The sequence below is a fragment of the Bacteroides mucinivorans genome (assembly GCF_034654355.2).
Taxonomy (GTDB): Bacteria; Bacteroidota; Bacteroidia; order Bacteroidales; family Bacteroidaceae; genus Bacteroides; species Bacteroides nordii.
Genome location: NZ_CP178179.1, coordinates 2,480,556 through 2,497,878, shown reverse-complemented (window position 1 = coordinate 2,497,878; position 17,323 = coordinate 2,480,556). Strand labels below are relative to the sequence as shown.

The 17,323-nt window shown below is 41.4% G+C and carries 9 protein-coding genes; all 9 read right to left on the bottom strand.

Annotated features, from left to right (window positions below):
* Positions 1–4 precede the first annotated feature (4 nt).
* The 9 genes from VCM39_RS09140 to VCM39_RS09100 all read right to left on the bottom strand — a co-directional run bounded on the left by VCM39_RS09140 (position 5) and on the right by VCM39_RS09100 (position 17,309).
* On the bottom strand, positions 5–457 hold the full coding sequence (locus tag VCM39_RS09140; protein WP_002559966.1) for a T9SS type A sorting domain-containing protein: 453 nt from the start codon (positions 455–457) through the stop codon (positions 5–7).
* Between the two features lie 57 nt (positions 458–514).
* Positions 515–2,488, bottom strand: coding sequence for a discoidin domain-containing protein (locus VCM39_RS09135; RefSeq protein WP_322933034.1), 1,974 nt, complete (start codon positions 2,486–2,488; stop codon positions 515–517).
* Between the two features lie 20 nt (positions 2,489–2,508).
* Complete coding sequence (locus tag VCM39_RS09130) at positions 2,509–4,461, bottom strand: discoidin domain-containing protein (protein ID WP_221650205.1); 1,953 nt, start codon at positions 4,459–4,461, stop codon at positions 2,509–2,511.
* A gap of 106 nt (positions 4,462–4,567) precedes the next feature.
* Entirely contained in the window at positions 4,568–5,377 is an 810-nt protein-coding gene (locus VCM39_RS09125; RefSeq protein ID WP_322933035.1) for a discoidin domain-containing protein, read from the bottom strand.
* A gap of 37 nt (positions 5,378–5,414) precedes the next feature.
* Positions 5,415–8,048 carry a TonB-dependent receptor plug domain-containing protein gene (locus VCM39_RS09120; protein ID WP_322933036.1) on the bottom strand — a complete coding sequence of 878 codons (2,634 nt, stop codon included), beginning with the start codon at positions 8,046–8,048 and terminating at the stop codon, positions 5,415–5,417.
* A 2-nt stretch (positions 8,049–8,050) separates the two neighbouring features.
* The gene (locus tag VCM39_RS09115) at positions 8,051–8,479 is read right to left on the bottom strand and encodes a hypothetical protein (protein WP_289293435.1); all 429 of its coding nucleotides are present in this window, start codon (positions 8,477–8,479) and stop codon (positions 8,051–8,053) included.
* Between the two features lie 12 nt (positions 8,480–8,491).
* Positions 8,492–10,408, bottom strand: coding sequence for a prolyl oligopeptidase family serine peptidase (locus VCM39_RS09110; protein ID WP_322933037.1), 1,917 nt, complete (start codon positions 10,406–10,408; stop codon positions 8,492–8,494).
* Positions 10,409–10,845: 437 nt separating this feature from the next.
* Positions 10,846–15,033 (bottom strand): two-component regulator propeller domain-containing protein, encoded by a 4,188-nt coding sequence (locus VCM39_RS09105; RefSeq protein WP_221650200.1) that lies wholly within the window; start codon positions 15,031–15,033, stop codon positions 10,846–10,848.
* Between the two features lie 257 nt (positions 15,034–15,290).
* Positions 15,291–17,309, bottom strand: coding sequence for a hypothetical protein (locus tag VCM39_RS09100; RefSeq protein ID WP_221650215.1), 2,019 nt, complete (start codon positions 17,307–17,309; stop codon positions 15,291–15,293).
* Between the last annotated feature and the right edge of the window lie 14 nt (positions 17,310–17,323).

Genomic DNA, 17,323 nt, shown 5'->3' with positions numbered 1-17,323 from the left:
CAGATTATTTTTTAATAATTTTCCAAACTGATTGTTGTTCTCCAAACATAAGTTTCATAATATAAACACCTGTTTCGAAACTTTCCATTTGAACAATAGTATATGTTGTTGTTACATCGCCTTTATACATTTGTTGTCCTTCCATATCAAACACAATCAGTTGACCATATCCTGGCTCGGGAAGCTCACTTATAGATACAACTAATTCTGTTTGAACAGGATTTGGATAAATATTAACTTTATTACGAGACAGTTTATCATTCCATGATTCTTCATTTTGAGGTTCCTTATTTTCATTCAACTGACTAAATGAACGTATAGGAACCTGTACTACTTGCCTGGCAATACGATTACCAGCATTATCATATGTATACAGGATTTTTTTTGTCTGTCCATACGCAACAAACATAAAAACTCCAATAAAAAGAAAGAAAAAAAAGAAGAATACCTGTTTCATAATAGTAAATTTTAAGATGATTAAAGTCGCTTACACAATTACCCAATGAGCATAAAACTATTCTTTTACTATCTTCACCACACAACCTTGACCATCTATTGTCTCCATCAGTACAACATAGATACCGGCAGGTAAATGAGACACGGAAATATTTTCCTCATAAGGTTGATTTAACATGATGCGTCCACTAAGATCAGCAATCCGTACAGTTTTAAGTTCCCGTTCTGCTACGATGTTCAGTACATCTTTAACAGGACCGGAAATAAGAATATTATCCTTTCCTACAGTAGTTGATGGTGTAATGGCTGTGGGGTCATATCCTCCATAACGGGTAATATTGATGGGGTGAGCATCCAAATCATCTGCATAGCCGAAAAGACGGCTCTTCATATATAGAAAATGCCCCATACGACCTACTTCGCCTGTCACGTTTCCTCTCATTTTCAAGTTATATTCCCAAAATTCCGGATCGAAGTATGACATCTGTATCCATCCCGGTAGAGTATTGTCTCTCCTATCTTTAAGTGCTGTCTCTTGACCATTCACGTGATCGGAAACCGTACGAGTGGTTTCATCCCACATGATATATTTCACCGTATTAATAAATGTCTGCATTTTGTCAAGCGTTACATTTTCAAATAAATCACTTTCGTAAGCTTTATAATATTGCAACATAGCATAGGAAGAATGATCGAAATCTTCTACTTTAGTTCCTCCATTCATATGATAATACCAAAGATAACAGTTCTTGGTCTCTCCGTTTACCGTCACCTTTACAGGCTTTAAGGTTTCAGCCTGTCCATCTATAGAAACCTGCACCACCTTCTTATAAAGAGCTTGTTTCTCGGGATTGATACCTAACACAGCATAACATTCCAATGCTTTATGGAAAGCATTCAGAGCCATCGCTTGCTGGTTGACAGGAAATCTATATCCAATGGCTTGTCCTAACCAGTTCCATTCCGGACAATTGGGCCAGTTGAGCGTATAGGTATCAGTGACAAAACGAGGTACGTAAAACTCATCCATCACCTCATCACACATTTGAATATATTTCATGGCACGATCCCGATAGGTAGTACCAAAATCAATGTAATTCTTCTTATCACTTACCGGTGCTTGCTGATCCAGTAAATCCGGACTAAGTAAAATCAAATAGGCACAGAAGTAAATATGTCCTAAGATATCTCCATTTTCAGAAGCAGAATACTTCTCCAATTGCTCTCCCTCTGTTTTGTCTTTATTAGGCCAACACTTTTCTACACGCCCGGTCCAAAGAACACGCTTTTCGCCTCCTTGCTGATCATTACGACAATTAAGCATATAATCGCAATGCCTTATGAAAACATCCAAAATTTCTTTGTCACCTGTTGTCTTGTACATCCAAGCAAGTCCTTCCGCACCAATCCCTTGTTTACCATAAACCAATTGATTTCCAATATTTGAAGTCGGTAATGGAAATTTGTTTGTTTTAGCAACATAAGCCTTAAAATAATCCACCTCTGATTTGGTCAGTGGCCCTCTGGGATCTTCAAAATACATGCCCTCTCCTAAAATAGGTTTAGATACTTCTGCCACCTTATTAAATACACCTATTTCATAAATACTGGGTTCTGAAAAGGCTGAAATAATATAAAGTCGCAAATAGCGTTTGTTTTGGGGAGCCAATAACTCTAACACTTCATCCGACTCAATAATTGTTCCCTGAGCAGCAATAAGCCACTTTTCACCGTTATCGGAAACCCGGATCTGGTAACTGGACACACGAGTACCATACTCTTTTATTACTACCCGGTCAAATTCTACAGAAGTTCCGAAATCTACTTGTACCCACTGATTATTTATGGAACCTTTCTCTGCCGACCAACGCGACGCAGCATTTCCGTCAAAAGCATTCTTGGCCGTAAATGTACTACTCCAGATCGAACTTGCTGAATATGTTTTATTTAAAGCAAGATTCACCGCCTGCCCTTGTACTACAAAAATTGTCAATCCTAAAAGGAAAATAAATGAAATTGCAAATCGTTTCATACTGTTTATTTTATCTTCAATTATTGTTTGATAATCTTTTTAATAATAACACTACCATCCATCGCCTCAAGCCGCACCAGATAAATACCGGATGATAAATGAGCTACCGACACTTCCGACTCAAAAGATTGATTAATCAATACCTGGCCATCCATAGCAATAACCTTCACGGATTTCAATGGTAACCCGGTCTCTATGAACAACCGTTCCTTCACCAAGCCGGATATGTAGATATTCTCTGAAGCTGTGTTAGCAGATTCTATTCCAGTACCTTTACCATAATTGGATAAATCTATTGGAGAAGCCGTAAATCCTTTTACACCAAACATTTTACTTTTAGCATATAGAAAATGAGCCATCAATCCCGGGTCGGTTGCTGTCTTTCCGGGCATAGTGAGTAAATAGTCATATAATTCGGGATCTACAATAGAAAGAAGTACCCAACCTGCTTTTGCTGCAGAAGAGCGGCTTTCCGAACTGGGTGTAGTTCCATCTACTTTATGAGATACCGTATGCGTAGCTTTATCATACATCACATACTTAAAAGTATTTGAAAAGCGAATAAGCTTCGCGGTATCTAAGTTAGTAAACAACCCGCTATCCAATAGTTTATAATAAGTTTGCATTGTGAATGCAGCATGTCCGTAATCTTCTACAGTGTTGCCTGCCATATGGTAATACCACCGGCAATATTCCTGTGAAACTCCATTCACAGTAATCCTTCGCGTTTCCAGTGTTTCGTGTTGCCAATCAATAGAATTCTGTATCACTTTCATATATTCTTCCTTCTTCTCCGGATTGATGCCAAGCACTTCATAACATTCCACAGCTTTCTGGAATCCATTTAAAAGCATCATCTGCTGATTCACCGGAATACCACGTCCATTGCGATCTGCATAGAAAGTTCCCATAGCTCTCCACGCAGGAGTATTGGGATAGTACATTCTACCATCTTTTGCAATAAGTTTTTCAACAAACTCCATTCCTTCATCGCACATGGCAATGAACTTCTTTGCTCTGTCCAGATAAGTAGTACCCCAATCTGACAGTTTATCACTTGCCGGAGCTTCAAGAGCGTGCAGTTCGGGACTTAATAAAATAAGGTATGCACAGAAGTAGATATGCCCCAGAATATCTCCGTTTTCCGATCCGGAATAGGGTTGATCAAGTTCCCCCATAGCCTTATTAGGCCAGCATTTCTCAACGATTCCGGTCCAAATAGTACGCTTATCTCCACCAGGTTGGTCATTGCGGCAATACAACATATAATCACAATGGCGAATCAGAATATCAAGAATTTCCCGGTCTCTTGTAGCAGCATACATAAATGCCATACCTTCAGCAGCCAGTCCGATACGACCATACACCAGCGTATTTCCAATATTATTAGTGGCAGGTGAAAGCCCTTTCAGGTAAGCTTTATAATAAGTTAGTTCCACATCAGTAAGTGGTCCTCTCATATCTTCAAATTTCATAGTTACGCCCAGGTCTGGCAAGGGAGTCTTTTGATAATAAACTCCCATTTCATTAATAGTAGGTTCTCTTGTGGCCAAAACAATAAAAAGACGGACATAACGACTGGTTACCGGTTCAAAAGAAATAATTCCACCGTCGGGAATTGAACTATTCACCACAGCCACATCCGTCCATAGCACTGTATCATCAGAAACCTGTACTTTAAAAGAACTGATACGTTTTTCATTTTTATATTCCGTCACAAGAATACGATCAAACAAAGTAGCTTCCTGTAAATCTACCTGTAACCATTGATCGGTGACAGCATTCTTTGCTGCGGACCAACGGGAGTTGTCTGTGTTGTCTCCGTCAAAAGCTTTGGATGCCGGAAAACGGCTGTCATATATTGTACTTGCTTCGGATGGTTTATTGAGCGCCAGATTGATCACATTGCTCTGAGCATAGGTTGTAACCGATAATACAAAGAATATCAACGATAATAGTAAAGGTTTTCTCATGATAGTAGATATTAAATTAAAAAAAGAAAAGGCCAGCTTACCGTCTGTTAAATGCTCCCGATAGACAAAAGAGCCCGATTATACGGACGGTAAGCTGACCATTAAATTACTTTTTCACGATTTTACGGGTAATAAGAGTTCCTTCTGATGTTTCTAACTGAACCAAATAAACTCCTGATGAAAGATTAGCTACAGAAATTGTTGAATTGAAAGGTTGCTCGATAACGGTACGTCCGCTCAAATCGATTACTTTTACAGAATTCACAGCTTGTGCAGTTTTAATCTGAAGTTGCTCGCCATCTACATTCAACGAAAGAAGTTTATCGGCATCGGTAGATGTAAGACCTGTACTAAGGCTGGGATCATTGTAGATTTCCATTTCACAGATACTGGGTTCATCAAGTACACCACTTCCTCTAAAAGTGAAAGATTCAATAATCCAAAGACGCACATAACGTTTGGTAACAGCAGGGAATGTGATTTCCGGCCATGGATTCACTTTACCTTTTATACCTTCAAAAGTTTGTTCTACATCCCCTAAAATTGATTCCCAACTTAAGTCATCCGTTGCATCATCTGTTACTTCAATACGATATTTATTAATCTTATTGGAGTACTCTGTAATAAGTATCTTATTAAACTCAAGAGCTTCTCCCAAATCAACTTGTAGCCAGGAATTTTCACCTGTATTTATCTCACCGTCACCAGTGCCTTTATGATCTGCTGCACTCCAACGCGAACTAGTGCTATTTGCAATTCCATCAAAAGCATAACTTGGCCCCAAGTTATCCCGGAATTGGGAACTTGCCGTAGCTGTTTTATTCAAAGCCAAATTTGTCAACGGTTCTTCATCTTGTGCCTGAACGGACGCAAATCCCATAAATAAAATACTTGCCAATAATGTAATCTTTTTCATAATGTTATTTTTTTAGTGAAACAATATTATTTTAAGTCTATCTTTCAAATCTCATCAGATACCCACCGGCTGTAATTCCTTCCATTATCAGGTGTGGTTTTACCAGATTATCAGGAGTATAAAAACGGATAACCGCTTTCCCGTCAGCATCTGTATTTAGTGCCGGATTCCAATAAATAGTACTTCGAACATCCGACTTTTGATTACTTATCTGTTCAAGGGTTTCATACACCGGATGATAAAATTCAACAGCTTTGTTGTATCCTTGTGTGGTAAACACGGTCAGACCCGGTGAAGCTTTTGCTTTTACCTCAGCACCCGTGTTCAACATAATAAGAATAGCACCGGCAGAAGCTTCAGGACCTAAAAAACCAGCAGAAACACTTTTTACAATTTCAATAGATTTAATATCATTAGCATCCAGTCCTCTAAGTGATTCTACTGCATCCTCCCCTTCAAAGCGCATTTCGTCTATCAGGAACAGGGGTGCACGGGTTTGTCCGGATAGCGTAATAAGATCACCTGATACCCTTACACCGGGGACACGCATCAATATATCGTATCCGGTGGAACCGCCAAAACGTCTTAGTTCTTCACCCGTAGCCCGATAATCTGCCAATCCGCCATATACGCTGGAAAAAGCATTTGCATCGCGCTTTGAAGCAGTGATAGTAACCTCGTTCAAGCGCACTACCTGCATGCCTCCTTCACTCAGATAAGCATTACGAACCATATTATCGTATTCCTGAAATTTATGGTCCTCTTCGGCAATTACCGGGAATGGGTTATGAGGTGAAAAATAAGGAAGCGAATCTACACGTAGAAACACAGTAGAAAGTCCGGCCTGGCTTCGTGCCTGTGCTACGAATGTAATCGTATCACGATATTCAATTCCATCAAATACAAAGTTTCCCTCCTCGTCAGTATAGGTAGTAGCAGAAATTCCCTGCGAAGGAGCCATCAGTGCAACAGGGCATCCCTTGGCCTTTCCACCGAACATGGTAGTCGCCTTTCCAGTGACGGTTTGCCCTCCCTCCATAAAGTAATCAATCTGAATAGTAGGCAGCTCTGCTATATTATCGTGATGGAAGCGAGTCCAACCATGAGTAAGCATTAATAAATCGGTATTGTATTCCGTACGGGCATCTCTCTTCAGAAAGTAGTAACCGGGATTTTCTACATATCCTTTCAGATCAGAAGTCAACAGAATATCGGAACGAATATTACCGGATAATGTATCCGGAATGACCAGGCTTTTATCTGTCAGGCTAACAGAGAAAACACCTTGAACCGGCGTTCCTTGCAGATCTGTGAAACGAAGCGGAATCTCTACTAACTTACGTCGTTCCGGGAGTTCAGGGAACGGATTCATATCAAGATTCACCAGATCTTCGGGCACCACAAAAACAAGACGCCGACTCAATACAGTACCGCTGCTATTTGTCAGCAGCAACTCTGTCAGGCCTTCGGACAGTTCCGTTTCACGGAAACGACCGGAAGCACGATCAGAGGTCAAAGGAAGAAAAATGGTTAAATGTCCGCGGGTATGCCCTACCAGATAAAGCGTATCGTTCCATTGTTCCTGCGATGCCTTCAAAATATTATACTGTATAATCCCTTTCCGGTGAATCACACTTAACTGACGTCCTTTTGTTTTCACTCCCGGCAACGTAAACTCACGATACATTACGCTATCCAATGAAGCTTTTACACGATATTTCTGTCCGGCAACCGGAAGAAGGGTAAAAACACCCATCCCGTCATGTTCCGTCCGGATACGGGTAATCGTATCTCCGGCTTCATCCAATAAGAAGCCGTGTATTTCACAACTATGACCGTCTTTTTGCTGAGCTTTAAAAGCTACCCGTTGGCGACTTCCGTCCAACAGGTCACCTCCTTCGGGAAAGAAACTCAGCGCAAATTCTTTCTTCCTGTCTCCCAACAAGGGTACATAAAATGTCTTATCATAATTGTAAAGATCATCCTTAAAAGTAATCTCAATAGCCCGTTCACGGTCCTGCTTTTCGGCAAGCGGTATGTCAAAACTTATTTCGCCCTGTGCATTGGTGCGACGCGAATAGCGTTCGGACTTTTTACGCATCACAGTAAGCCAGCTTTGTACCTGAATGCCAGACAAAGGTTTGTTCGTCTCATCCGTGAAACGGATAACTGCCGTACAATACCCCTCTCTCGAAGAATCTTCATAACGAACAGACGACTGAATGCTTCTGTCGAGCGCATTGCCAATACGCAAACGGCGGTAATAAAAGTACTCCTCACCGGCATTCAGCATCCACTGCGTAAATGCTCTCATGTAGTATTCTCCTGCCGGAATATCTGCCGGTAGCAGAATACTGCCATGAAAGCCTCCTTGTTCTCTTCTTACCTTATACTTACTGATAACTTTGTCATCCCGGTCTATTAATTCTACATATATAAAGTTGCTCTTCGTATACGGAATATGAGATACCGCATCTACCAAATAACCCTTCCAGTAAATTCTCTCACCGGCAGCATAATAAGGCTTATCAAGATGTAAATACAACTTCTCCTGCGGATAGGCTGTATGCAACTGAAAGTAATTGCTTACCTTCTCCTTCAAATCCTGTGCTGCCGTATCTCCGCATATTGCTGTTAGTGCAATGATAAGGATAAAGAGATTCCGTTTCATGGTTACTGTCCTTTAATAACGCGAACTGAATAAGCTACTATATTCTTTTTATTATAAGAGGTGACTGTGTAGGTACGCGGACTACTGAAATCAGCCAATACTCCCATCTTCGGACTGATACTTGCTGCCGAAGAGGTGTTGGAAAGCGTACCGACTAATTTCAAATTGGTCACATCTGCTTCCGGTTTTACTGTAATCAGGATTTCCGTATTAGAAGGATCTTTAAGCTGCTCTTGCTTATTAGCATCGGTTATAAGAGTTGGTATATTCGTACTGACAACCACATCATTTCCTTTGGCATCAGTCATTTTCACAGCAGTAAGATAAGCACCGGTATCTATACCGGACACATCAGGGCCTTCCTCTTCAAAATCCACACAGGCGGACAACAGTAGCAGGGTAGCACAAACAAATAACTTCAATGTTTTCATAGTTCTTATTGTTTATTGATTAATTAGTATATTCCGGATGACACATTCGTGTCCTTTACTATTTTCATTCTTCTCTTTAGAGATACGAACCGTCAGCTTATGTTCCCGGTCCGGATCTAACTCCGCTTCCAACACATATGCCCAAGGAAGGTAAAGGTTCTTACTCCACTCGGTATATGTGTCGAGTTTCTTGTAAGGAGCATTATCCACACTGTACTCCAATATTCCTGAAAAAGGACCGCAGACACAAAACAGACCTACGGCCCTGCCCTTAAATAAAAAACTAAAAGTAGAATTTATGGTATTTGAGTAAAGCATTGGTACATTGACAAATCCCTTACGGGTACGGGCCTCATTATCCGGTTTCCATGAAGCAACGTATTTCCATCCTTTGGAAAGTTGTGCCTGACTGATATCAGCAAATGAAGCATTATAATAGCTGTTCACATCCAATGGAGGTTCGGGTATAGAATGTGCTTCCACTACATCAGAGGCAGACACACGGCTCCACATTTTATCTAACAGATGTGCCAGAGAGGCTGCGTAAATCTTATGTCCCGGTTCTGCCGGATGAATGCCACCAAACTGTTCCCAATCGAATTCACCGGCAGCAATACGATCGGACACTTCATGTGCCAGATGAACAGAAGGAATCAGATAATAATTAGCCACGCGTTCATGATTCAGAATTACATCCGGTGTACGTCCTTGCGGGTACATTTCCAGAAAATGAGTATGGATAAAGTGGAGCATAACAATATCCGTAGCTGGATTTGCCAGTAAAGCATGACGTACTATCCCTTCCATACCGCGCACCTGATCAATGGCACAAAAATAATTGGTATGGTCATTCACAGCCGCTTCTACAAACAAAAGATCAATATCGCCCTGCCGGAGCACATCTTGCTCGAATCTATAAGAATGCGGAGTCGTTCCTGTAGAAGATATGCCGGCATCTATAAACTCAAACTCGGTGAAAGGGAAACGCTGCCGGAGATACTCTTTGGTCAACTCTCGCCAACCATGCATCTCAGTAATAGAACCACCCAGAAAAGCAACCCGCCCTTTGCGTTCTTTCTCAAAGCGGATGAAGGAGTTTTTCAATGTTCCCCGCTCATTCAGATATTGTTTTTCTTGATAATCGGGTTGATTACGGCAGATAAAATCAACCACAGGTCCGGGATTTTCCAGACTATGGGGATGATGATCTGCTCCCGGTTTAATAATCAACTCTACAGGAGCACCCAACTGTTGATAGCGGTCACGTATCAACTTCATATTATCCTTGAAAGGCACCACACGATCACTATCACCGCAAACGGCAATGACAGGAACCCGCTGAGCAGCCAAAGGAGCCAGATTATCAAGAGGATTTCCTTTGAAAGTGTCTCTGTCCACAGAAGTCATTCCCCATTCTTTAAGAAAATCATTCCAGAGTTTACTCTTCTCACCCGGCCAGCTGAACATATCACAAACCGGATTGTCAAGATAGAGACAAGCTACTTTGTCCGGATTAGCTATTGCCCAGTTCAAGGCATAATATCCGCCACGACTAAAGCCTTCAAGAGTTACTTTGGGAGAAAGATGCCAGGCAGCAAGCAGATAGTCATAGAACTTTCTTCCCTGCTCCACTGCCTGAGGACTACCATAACGGTGAGTCATATCATAAAATACCACATGAAAACCTTTCTTCAACAAAGCTTTGTCTACTGACGGGAAAGCATCAAAAAAAGCAGGACGCCATATCCATGGTTTCCCGTTTATTGCAGAATCGGGACACACAATGGTAGCATGTCTTCCATCAAATGTAAAATCATATCGGACATGCCCATTCCATACAGACTGTTGAACATCTATATTTTCAGCATACAGTACAGCTGGCAGGTTTATTAATAAAAAGGATATAAGAATAATTACCTTGTTTTTCATACAACAGGATTACATTGGTTTGTGTACAAAGAAAACCGATTTAATGCGAACTTAGGATAACTATTATTTCAGATACTATCAGAAACATATCATATACGGGAGTGAGACAATAGTGACAACGAAATGAGACAATAGTGACAGGAGAAGGAAGAAGGGAGAATTGAGAGGGGAGAAGGCAAAACTTAATAGTGACCTCCTTACTATTACACGGTGGCATTCATTGGCTAAATCGGGGAGAAAGATATCCACGGCCGATATACAGAGTTGTTTTACATGTACATGTAAGCAGTGTTAGATGTACATGTAAAACAGTGAACAGTAGACTGCGCATACCTCTTCCCCGCCCCGAAGCGTATCCCCTCTCAGAGGGAGATAGGCTACGCTATCCGCTGCATAGCACTTCTCCCCTCTCCCTTCTTTTCAACTCTCCCTTCAATTCAAATTCCCGCCTGCTTCTTCTGAATAAACTCCGTTGGAGTGTATCCGTAAAAGCTTTTGAAAGAGTTAGAGAAATACGAATGACTGTTGAATCCAAGTAATGCTGCAACTTCGGACACACTCATATCCGATTCTTTCAACATCTTCGCAGCTATTTCAAGACGTTTGTTACGAATCAGTTCGGTAGGTGAGAGTTCAGTAATAGACTTCAATTTACGGTACAGATTGGCCCGGCTGATACCAATTTCCTGGCAAAGCATTTCTACTCCCAGATTCTGATCTGAGATATTCTTTTCAATCACTTCAAACAGTTTCTGTGAGAAGCGTTCATCGGCAGAAACAACTTCTATCCCCATTTCATCAGGAGAGAAACGCTTACCATACAACTTCTTCAGCTTTGCCCTACTCTCCAATAAGCTACGAATACGCAATCGCAACACATCCATATTGAAAGGCTTGATAATATAATCATCCGCTCCGGCAGAGAAACCTTCTTTGATATGCATCACCATAGAGCGCGCCGTCATCAAGATCACAGGAATATGACCGATGCGCACATCATTCTTTATCATAGCACACAGTTCGAGCCCATTGCGTTTAGGCATCATGATATCACTCAATACCAAATCGGGAAAATGACTCACTGCTTTCTCATATCCCCTTACTCCATTGGAAGCTTCTATGATATCATAATCATTCTCAAGGGACTTATGAAGGTACTCACGAACGTCTTTATCATCTTCCACCAACAATATTTTATACTTCTGCCGTGCAAAATCTTCCGGAGCAGAAACACCGGGAGCAGATACAGGAGGAGCAGCAGGTGCCACCGTTACTGATTCTGACATTTCCGTTCCACCATTAGTCATATCCAATGAGTCAGACTGAGAATCCATGATACCCTCTTCACCTGTAGAAGTATCTATTTCTTCTTCTTTAAAAGCCATAGGGCTGATGGGTAATACCACGACAAAACAAGCTCCCGGATGATCCATATCTTCAATAAAAATACCTCCACGGCATAACTTTACAATCGAATACACCAGGCTCAGCCCGATACCTGTACCGGGGACATTAGCAACTGTAGACTCCGGAACCTGATAGAAAGGAATAAATACTTTATCGCGCTCTTCTTTAGAAATTCCCTTACCGGAGTCCTCTATTCGTAACATTAAATAACGCATTTCGTTACAATCAGCTTTATGACAAACCTCACTCCGGTAACGCTCGTTCAACTCTTCATAAGAGTAACTACGTACCAGCATCTTTATTTCCTTACCGGCAGGAGTATATTTAAAGGCATTGGAAAGTAAGTTGAATACGAGTTTTTCCAATAAAGATTTATCATACCAGGCATCTATCTCCTCCGGTTGGCAATCAAGACGGAAATCTATCTCATTCGTTTGTGCTACCTGACTGAAAGCATAATAGATCTCCTTTATAAACTCACAGACATTCCCTTTACTGGCACGTAGTTGCATATTACCTGTCTGATTCTTCTGTAAATCCATCATCTGATTGACGAGTAATAATAACTTCCGGGCATTCTTATAAATAATCCCCAGACGTTCACGCAGTTCACTGGGTAACCCCACTTGTTTTACCATCTCTTCAAACGGAGTGATAATAAGCAACAATGGCGTACGAAGTTCATGTGAGAAATTAGTAAACAGGCGGAGTTTGGCCTGATGCAATTCTTCCTGCTGCTGTTTTTCAAACTGCTCTACACGAAGGTTCTCACGCAAACGACGGCGGGCATTCATATAGAACAAAATAATATATATCACGCAAGAAAGTAATAATAAGTAAAATACATATGCATACCATGTAGCCCATATAGGCGGATGAACAACGATGTGTAACGATCGACCTTCGTTATTCCACAGTCCGTCATTGTTGGACGCGCGAACATGAAACGTATATTCACCCGGACGCAGATTAGTATAATAAGCCGAAGTACGCCCTCCTGCTTCATTCCAGTCTGTATCATATCCTTCCAGACGATAGGCGTATCGATTCATATTGTTAAATACAAAGTTCAGTGCCCAATAATCAATAGATATATTATTCTCATTATAAGAAAGGTGTATTTCGGACATATCATCCAACACACCAGAGAGTATACCGGAAGCATCCCCCGGAGAAACAGGTTGATTGTTAACACTTAACTGTTCCAGTACGATAGGCGGAATATAACTGTTGACCTGCATCCTCAAAGGCTGAAAAGTAATAAAACCATTGTTTGCCGTAAAGCAGATTGTGCCATCGGGCATAGATGTTCCTCCGTGTAGCGTAAATTCACGAACATCGACACCATTCCCTCTCTCGTAATTGTGCACTTTACCAGTCTTAGGATTATAAACAGCCACTCCCAGTGACGTACTCATCCATAAATTACCATCCCTCCCGATAATGAGTTTACAGACATTATTATCCAGCAAACCTTCATGTTTCGTCACACAAAGATCAGCACCATGTTCCGGATTAAAACGGAAAATACCACTGCCATAAGTAGAAATCCAGATATCCCCCGACTTAGTGCGATCTATACTGGAAATATAATTGCCCGGTATGAATCCTTTGTCAGAGGGTAAAGTATCTTTCCGGTAGTTATCCACCACTCCGGTATTCATATCATAACGATAGATTCCGGTAGAACGGGTACCGATCAGCATGACCCCTTCACGCTCCTCAAAAAGGCAACGAATACCGGACATACTTATTTTCCGCCCCTGTGCATCTTTAAAAGTATCTAATACCTTTCCATCTGGTGTAAAACAAGTCAATGCGGATTCACGCCGGATAGTAGATGCCCAGAGATTACCCTTGCTATCACGAAGCAACGAGTAAATCACTGCCGATTCAGGATATTTATAGAATAACGAAAATTTACGAGAACGAAGATCAAAGCGATAAATTTCGCCAAAGGCTGTCCCGCACCAAATGTAATCATCTTCCGGCAATACAGTCTTTATTATATTCGAATTATGAAGGGAAGGACCGGTACGATCAAGCAAATAAAACTCTGTATACAGAGTTTCCGGATTGTAATTCAACAACCCATGTCCTTCTGTGGCAAGCCACAAACTACCATCCTTGTCGGCACAAGCCGTACTATAAATACCGGTTTGTATATTCAGCCTGTATCCGGGATCATGACGTACAAAACGGTTCATCAGCTTTGAAAGCATTGTAATGCCCCCGGAATATGTACCAATCCACAGTATTTTAGCACTCGAAAGACAAAAGGCATAAACTGAAAAATGTCCCAATGAATGCCTGTCTCTACTGTAATCAGCCACCTTCTCTATATTGCGGGTAGTAAGGTTAAGTGCAAAAACACCATCATAAGTACCGATAAGCAACTGTCCGTCCCACTCCACAAGACAACGGACAAAATCATTTTTCAAACCACTGTTTTTACTTGTATAATGAGTTATACGGTTATTGCGCAAGTCAACGCAATTCAAGCCATAGAGGTGACAGCCTACCCATATCTGCTTCAGATGATCTTCATAGATACTTGAAACGGCATTATCAGACAACGCCAGATTAGTCTGTTGCGAATAATGACTGATGACTTGCATTTGTTGGTCGCAGACATAAACCCCATCATCATGGGTACCTATCCAAAATTTACCCGATGAGTCTTCAAATATGACAGAAACACTGATCAATCCATCTTTATCTGCAATTTCAACCGGATAAAAACGATCTTCATCCGGATGATATAGAAAAATCCCCTTACGATTCCCCACCCACACACGTCCGGAGTGGTCAACGAGAACAGATTGGATTGCATCTCTCAACATACCTTTATCGTCCAAATAACGACGAATACGATTCGTGTGCTGGCAAAGACGATTCAGTCCATAACTGGTTCCTATCCAAAGTGCACGACCAGGTTCTTCTGCCAAAGAGAGAATATCGCTATTAGTAAGACTCAATGAGTCAGACGGATTCTCCTGATAGACAGTATACTCTTTTCCATTGTAGCGATTTAATCCATTCTTAGTCCCCAACCATATATAACCTCTAGAGTCCTGATGAATGACTCTGACAGAGAGTTGAGAAAGTCCCTCATTTATATGCGGACTATAATAAAAAGAGTTCCGGATATCCTGTGCCAGGGTATAAGACACACCTGTCAACAACAGGTACATCAACAATAGTGTTTTTCTTAGCATAGTTATAGTTTCGATAGATTAATACATAGCAAATGTAATAAAAACCTATAAATAGCAAAACTCTCCTTTTACATATATTCAAAAAGAGAAATGAAATGAGACGATAGTTATAGAAAAAGAGACAGAAACTATAACTCTGTTTCCGAAAAAAGAGACAAAACCATCGTTCCTATTTAAAAGAAGTACCGGAAAACAAAAATATCCCGGTAAAGAAAGTACATCTTACCGGGATAAAGGAAAAGTGAATGATCAAAGTTTTATAGTTTCACCGTCATAGTTTGTCCTTCACTAATGGTTTTCTTTATAGTTTTCTTTCCATTGATAATTGTAACCGCCAATTTACTACCAGCACGTTTCACCTGTATATCAAAATCAGCACCAAAGGCACGCACATGATTCAAATTGGCATACTCCCACTCTTGCGGAAGACGCGGAGTCATTTCAAAACTACGCAGACCTGTGGGGCGAATTCCAAAAAGCCCTTCTGTATAGATGCGGCAATAAAGACCACTCTCAGCTGAAAGATGACGCTGGTTACCTTCGGGCCACGCCTCAATAGCATACGGCACATGATTACCCAACAAACGGCGATGAGAATACTTCTTGAGAAATGCCATACCACGACCTACTTCTCCTGCAGCAATTGTACCACGAAGTGCATAGAGAGTAGAACGATCCCAGAAAGTTTCCGTACCAGCCTGAGTTAACAGTCCGTCGTCTGTCCAGAGGCGAGGTGAAAAAAGAGCATCAATAGTACCTGCCGCACGAGTATAAATACCCACAGTAAGCGGCATACAGATCCAGGAACGAAGAATATCATTTCCTTCATAGTATCGATAACTGGGAAAACCTTCTATGTCATAGCCAAAGTGTGATTCAATGGCCTGTTCCAAATCATCAGCCTGACGGGTATAGGTTTTGATTTGTGCAGAAGAAATGCCCAGTTCACGTCCCAAAAGAGCAGCAGAACGTAACGCGTCATAATAGAGTGAGGAAGTACAAAGATTGGCATCTCCCGCAGGAAAACGATTTTCAAGTTCATCAGAGTTAGAAGCTACTACACCGGCCGGTGTCAACTTACGATGACAGTATTCCAGACACCATTCGATCAGAGGCCATAACTCCCGGGCTTCTTCTTTATTACCACGGGCAAGAGCATACCGGGCAGCACCGTAAGCAATCATAGCACCATCTCCCCGGTCTTTGGCTCCATGCCAGGTTCCTACTCCTTCGGAGATAATAGAACTGGGAATAGGACGGTATTCGTCATTCATAAAACGGGCAAAATGCCGGAAAGAGTTCAAAGCAGACTCATTACCTATTTCATATCCCAGATAAGGAAAGAAAGGATTGATATACTCAGCCTGGTCATTGGCCCAGATGGCTGCATAGTATGCTTCACCACCGGGACCATGCATCAGACCTCCTTTTGTACGATAGATACTTTCGGCTCCACGCAGCTTGGCAAAAGCGAACATACGATTTAATACAGGATCGGGAGTATCAAGGACAAGATTGTTCCACCATTGATTGATCAGTGCCTGACGTCCGGCACGTTCTGATTCAATATTAATGCGGGCCAATGCTGCATCACCTGCTTTACGACCGGAGAAGATGGCATAGAACTCGAGTTTACCACCTGGTTCCACCTTAAAAGTTCCGTTTTTCGAAAGAGAGGCCTCAATGGTATAAGCACCATAAACTCCGGCTTCCTCGGGAGTATTGTACGTCACTTTCCACTCAGGAACACGCATTGTGACAGGGTGTTCTCCAGCATTGGTAAAAGAATATTCCTCACAATAATAGTCATTATTGGGTGAAGGATACAGGGTCCGGGTCAGTTGAATAGCATTCTCTACTTCTTTCCGGCTACGGATGTAACCAAAAGAACTATGAACGGTCATGATACCATTGAAGGTAATATCGCTGACGCGTTCATTTAACAAAGTCTGATCGTCAATAGTGACCATGGCTGGGATATTGACTTCAAAACGCTGCTTGAGATTGTTTTGTGTTTTATTGGGTTGCATACGAAGCATTGGGAACACAAGGCTGCGATTGAGGTGAAAAGCCCGGTCGGCATCTACTCCGTAACGAAGAACAACGGAAAGACGCTGTCCACTCATTTCAAGATGATCATAATGGGGAATGTCTTCTTTGATTTGCCAACGAATAGAGCCTTCGGGAGTGATATCCCAACGGTCTTTATTCTGTGCCGAAAGGGTTAATCCGGCAAGGACAAAGAAAAGAGATAGAGAAATTAGTTTTTTGTTCATCATAATTATTATTT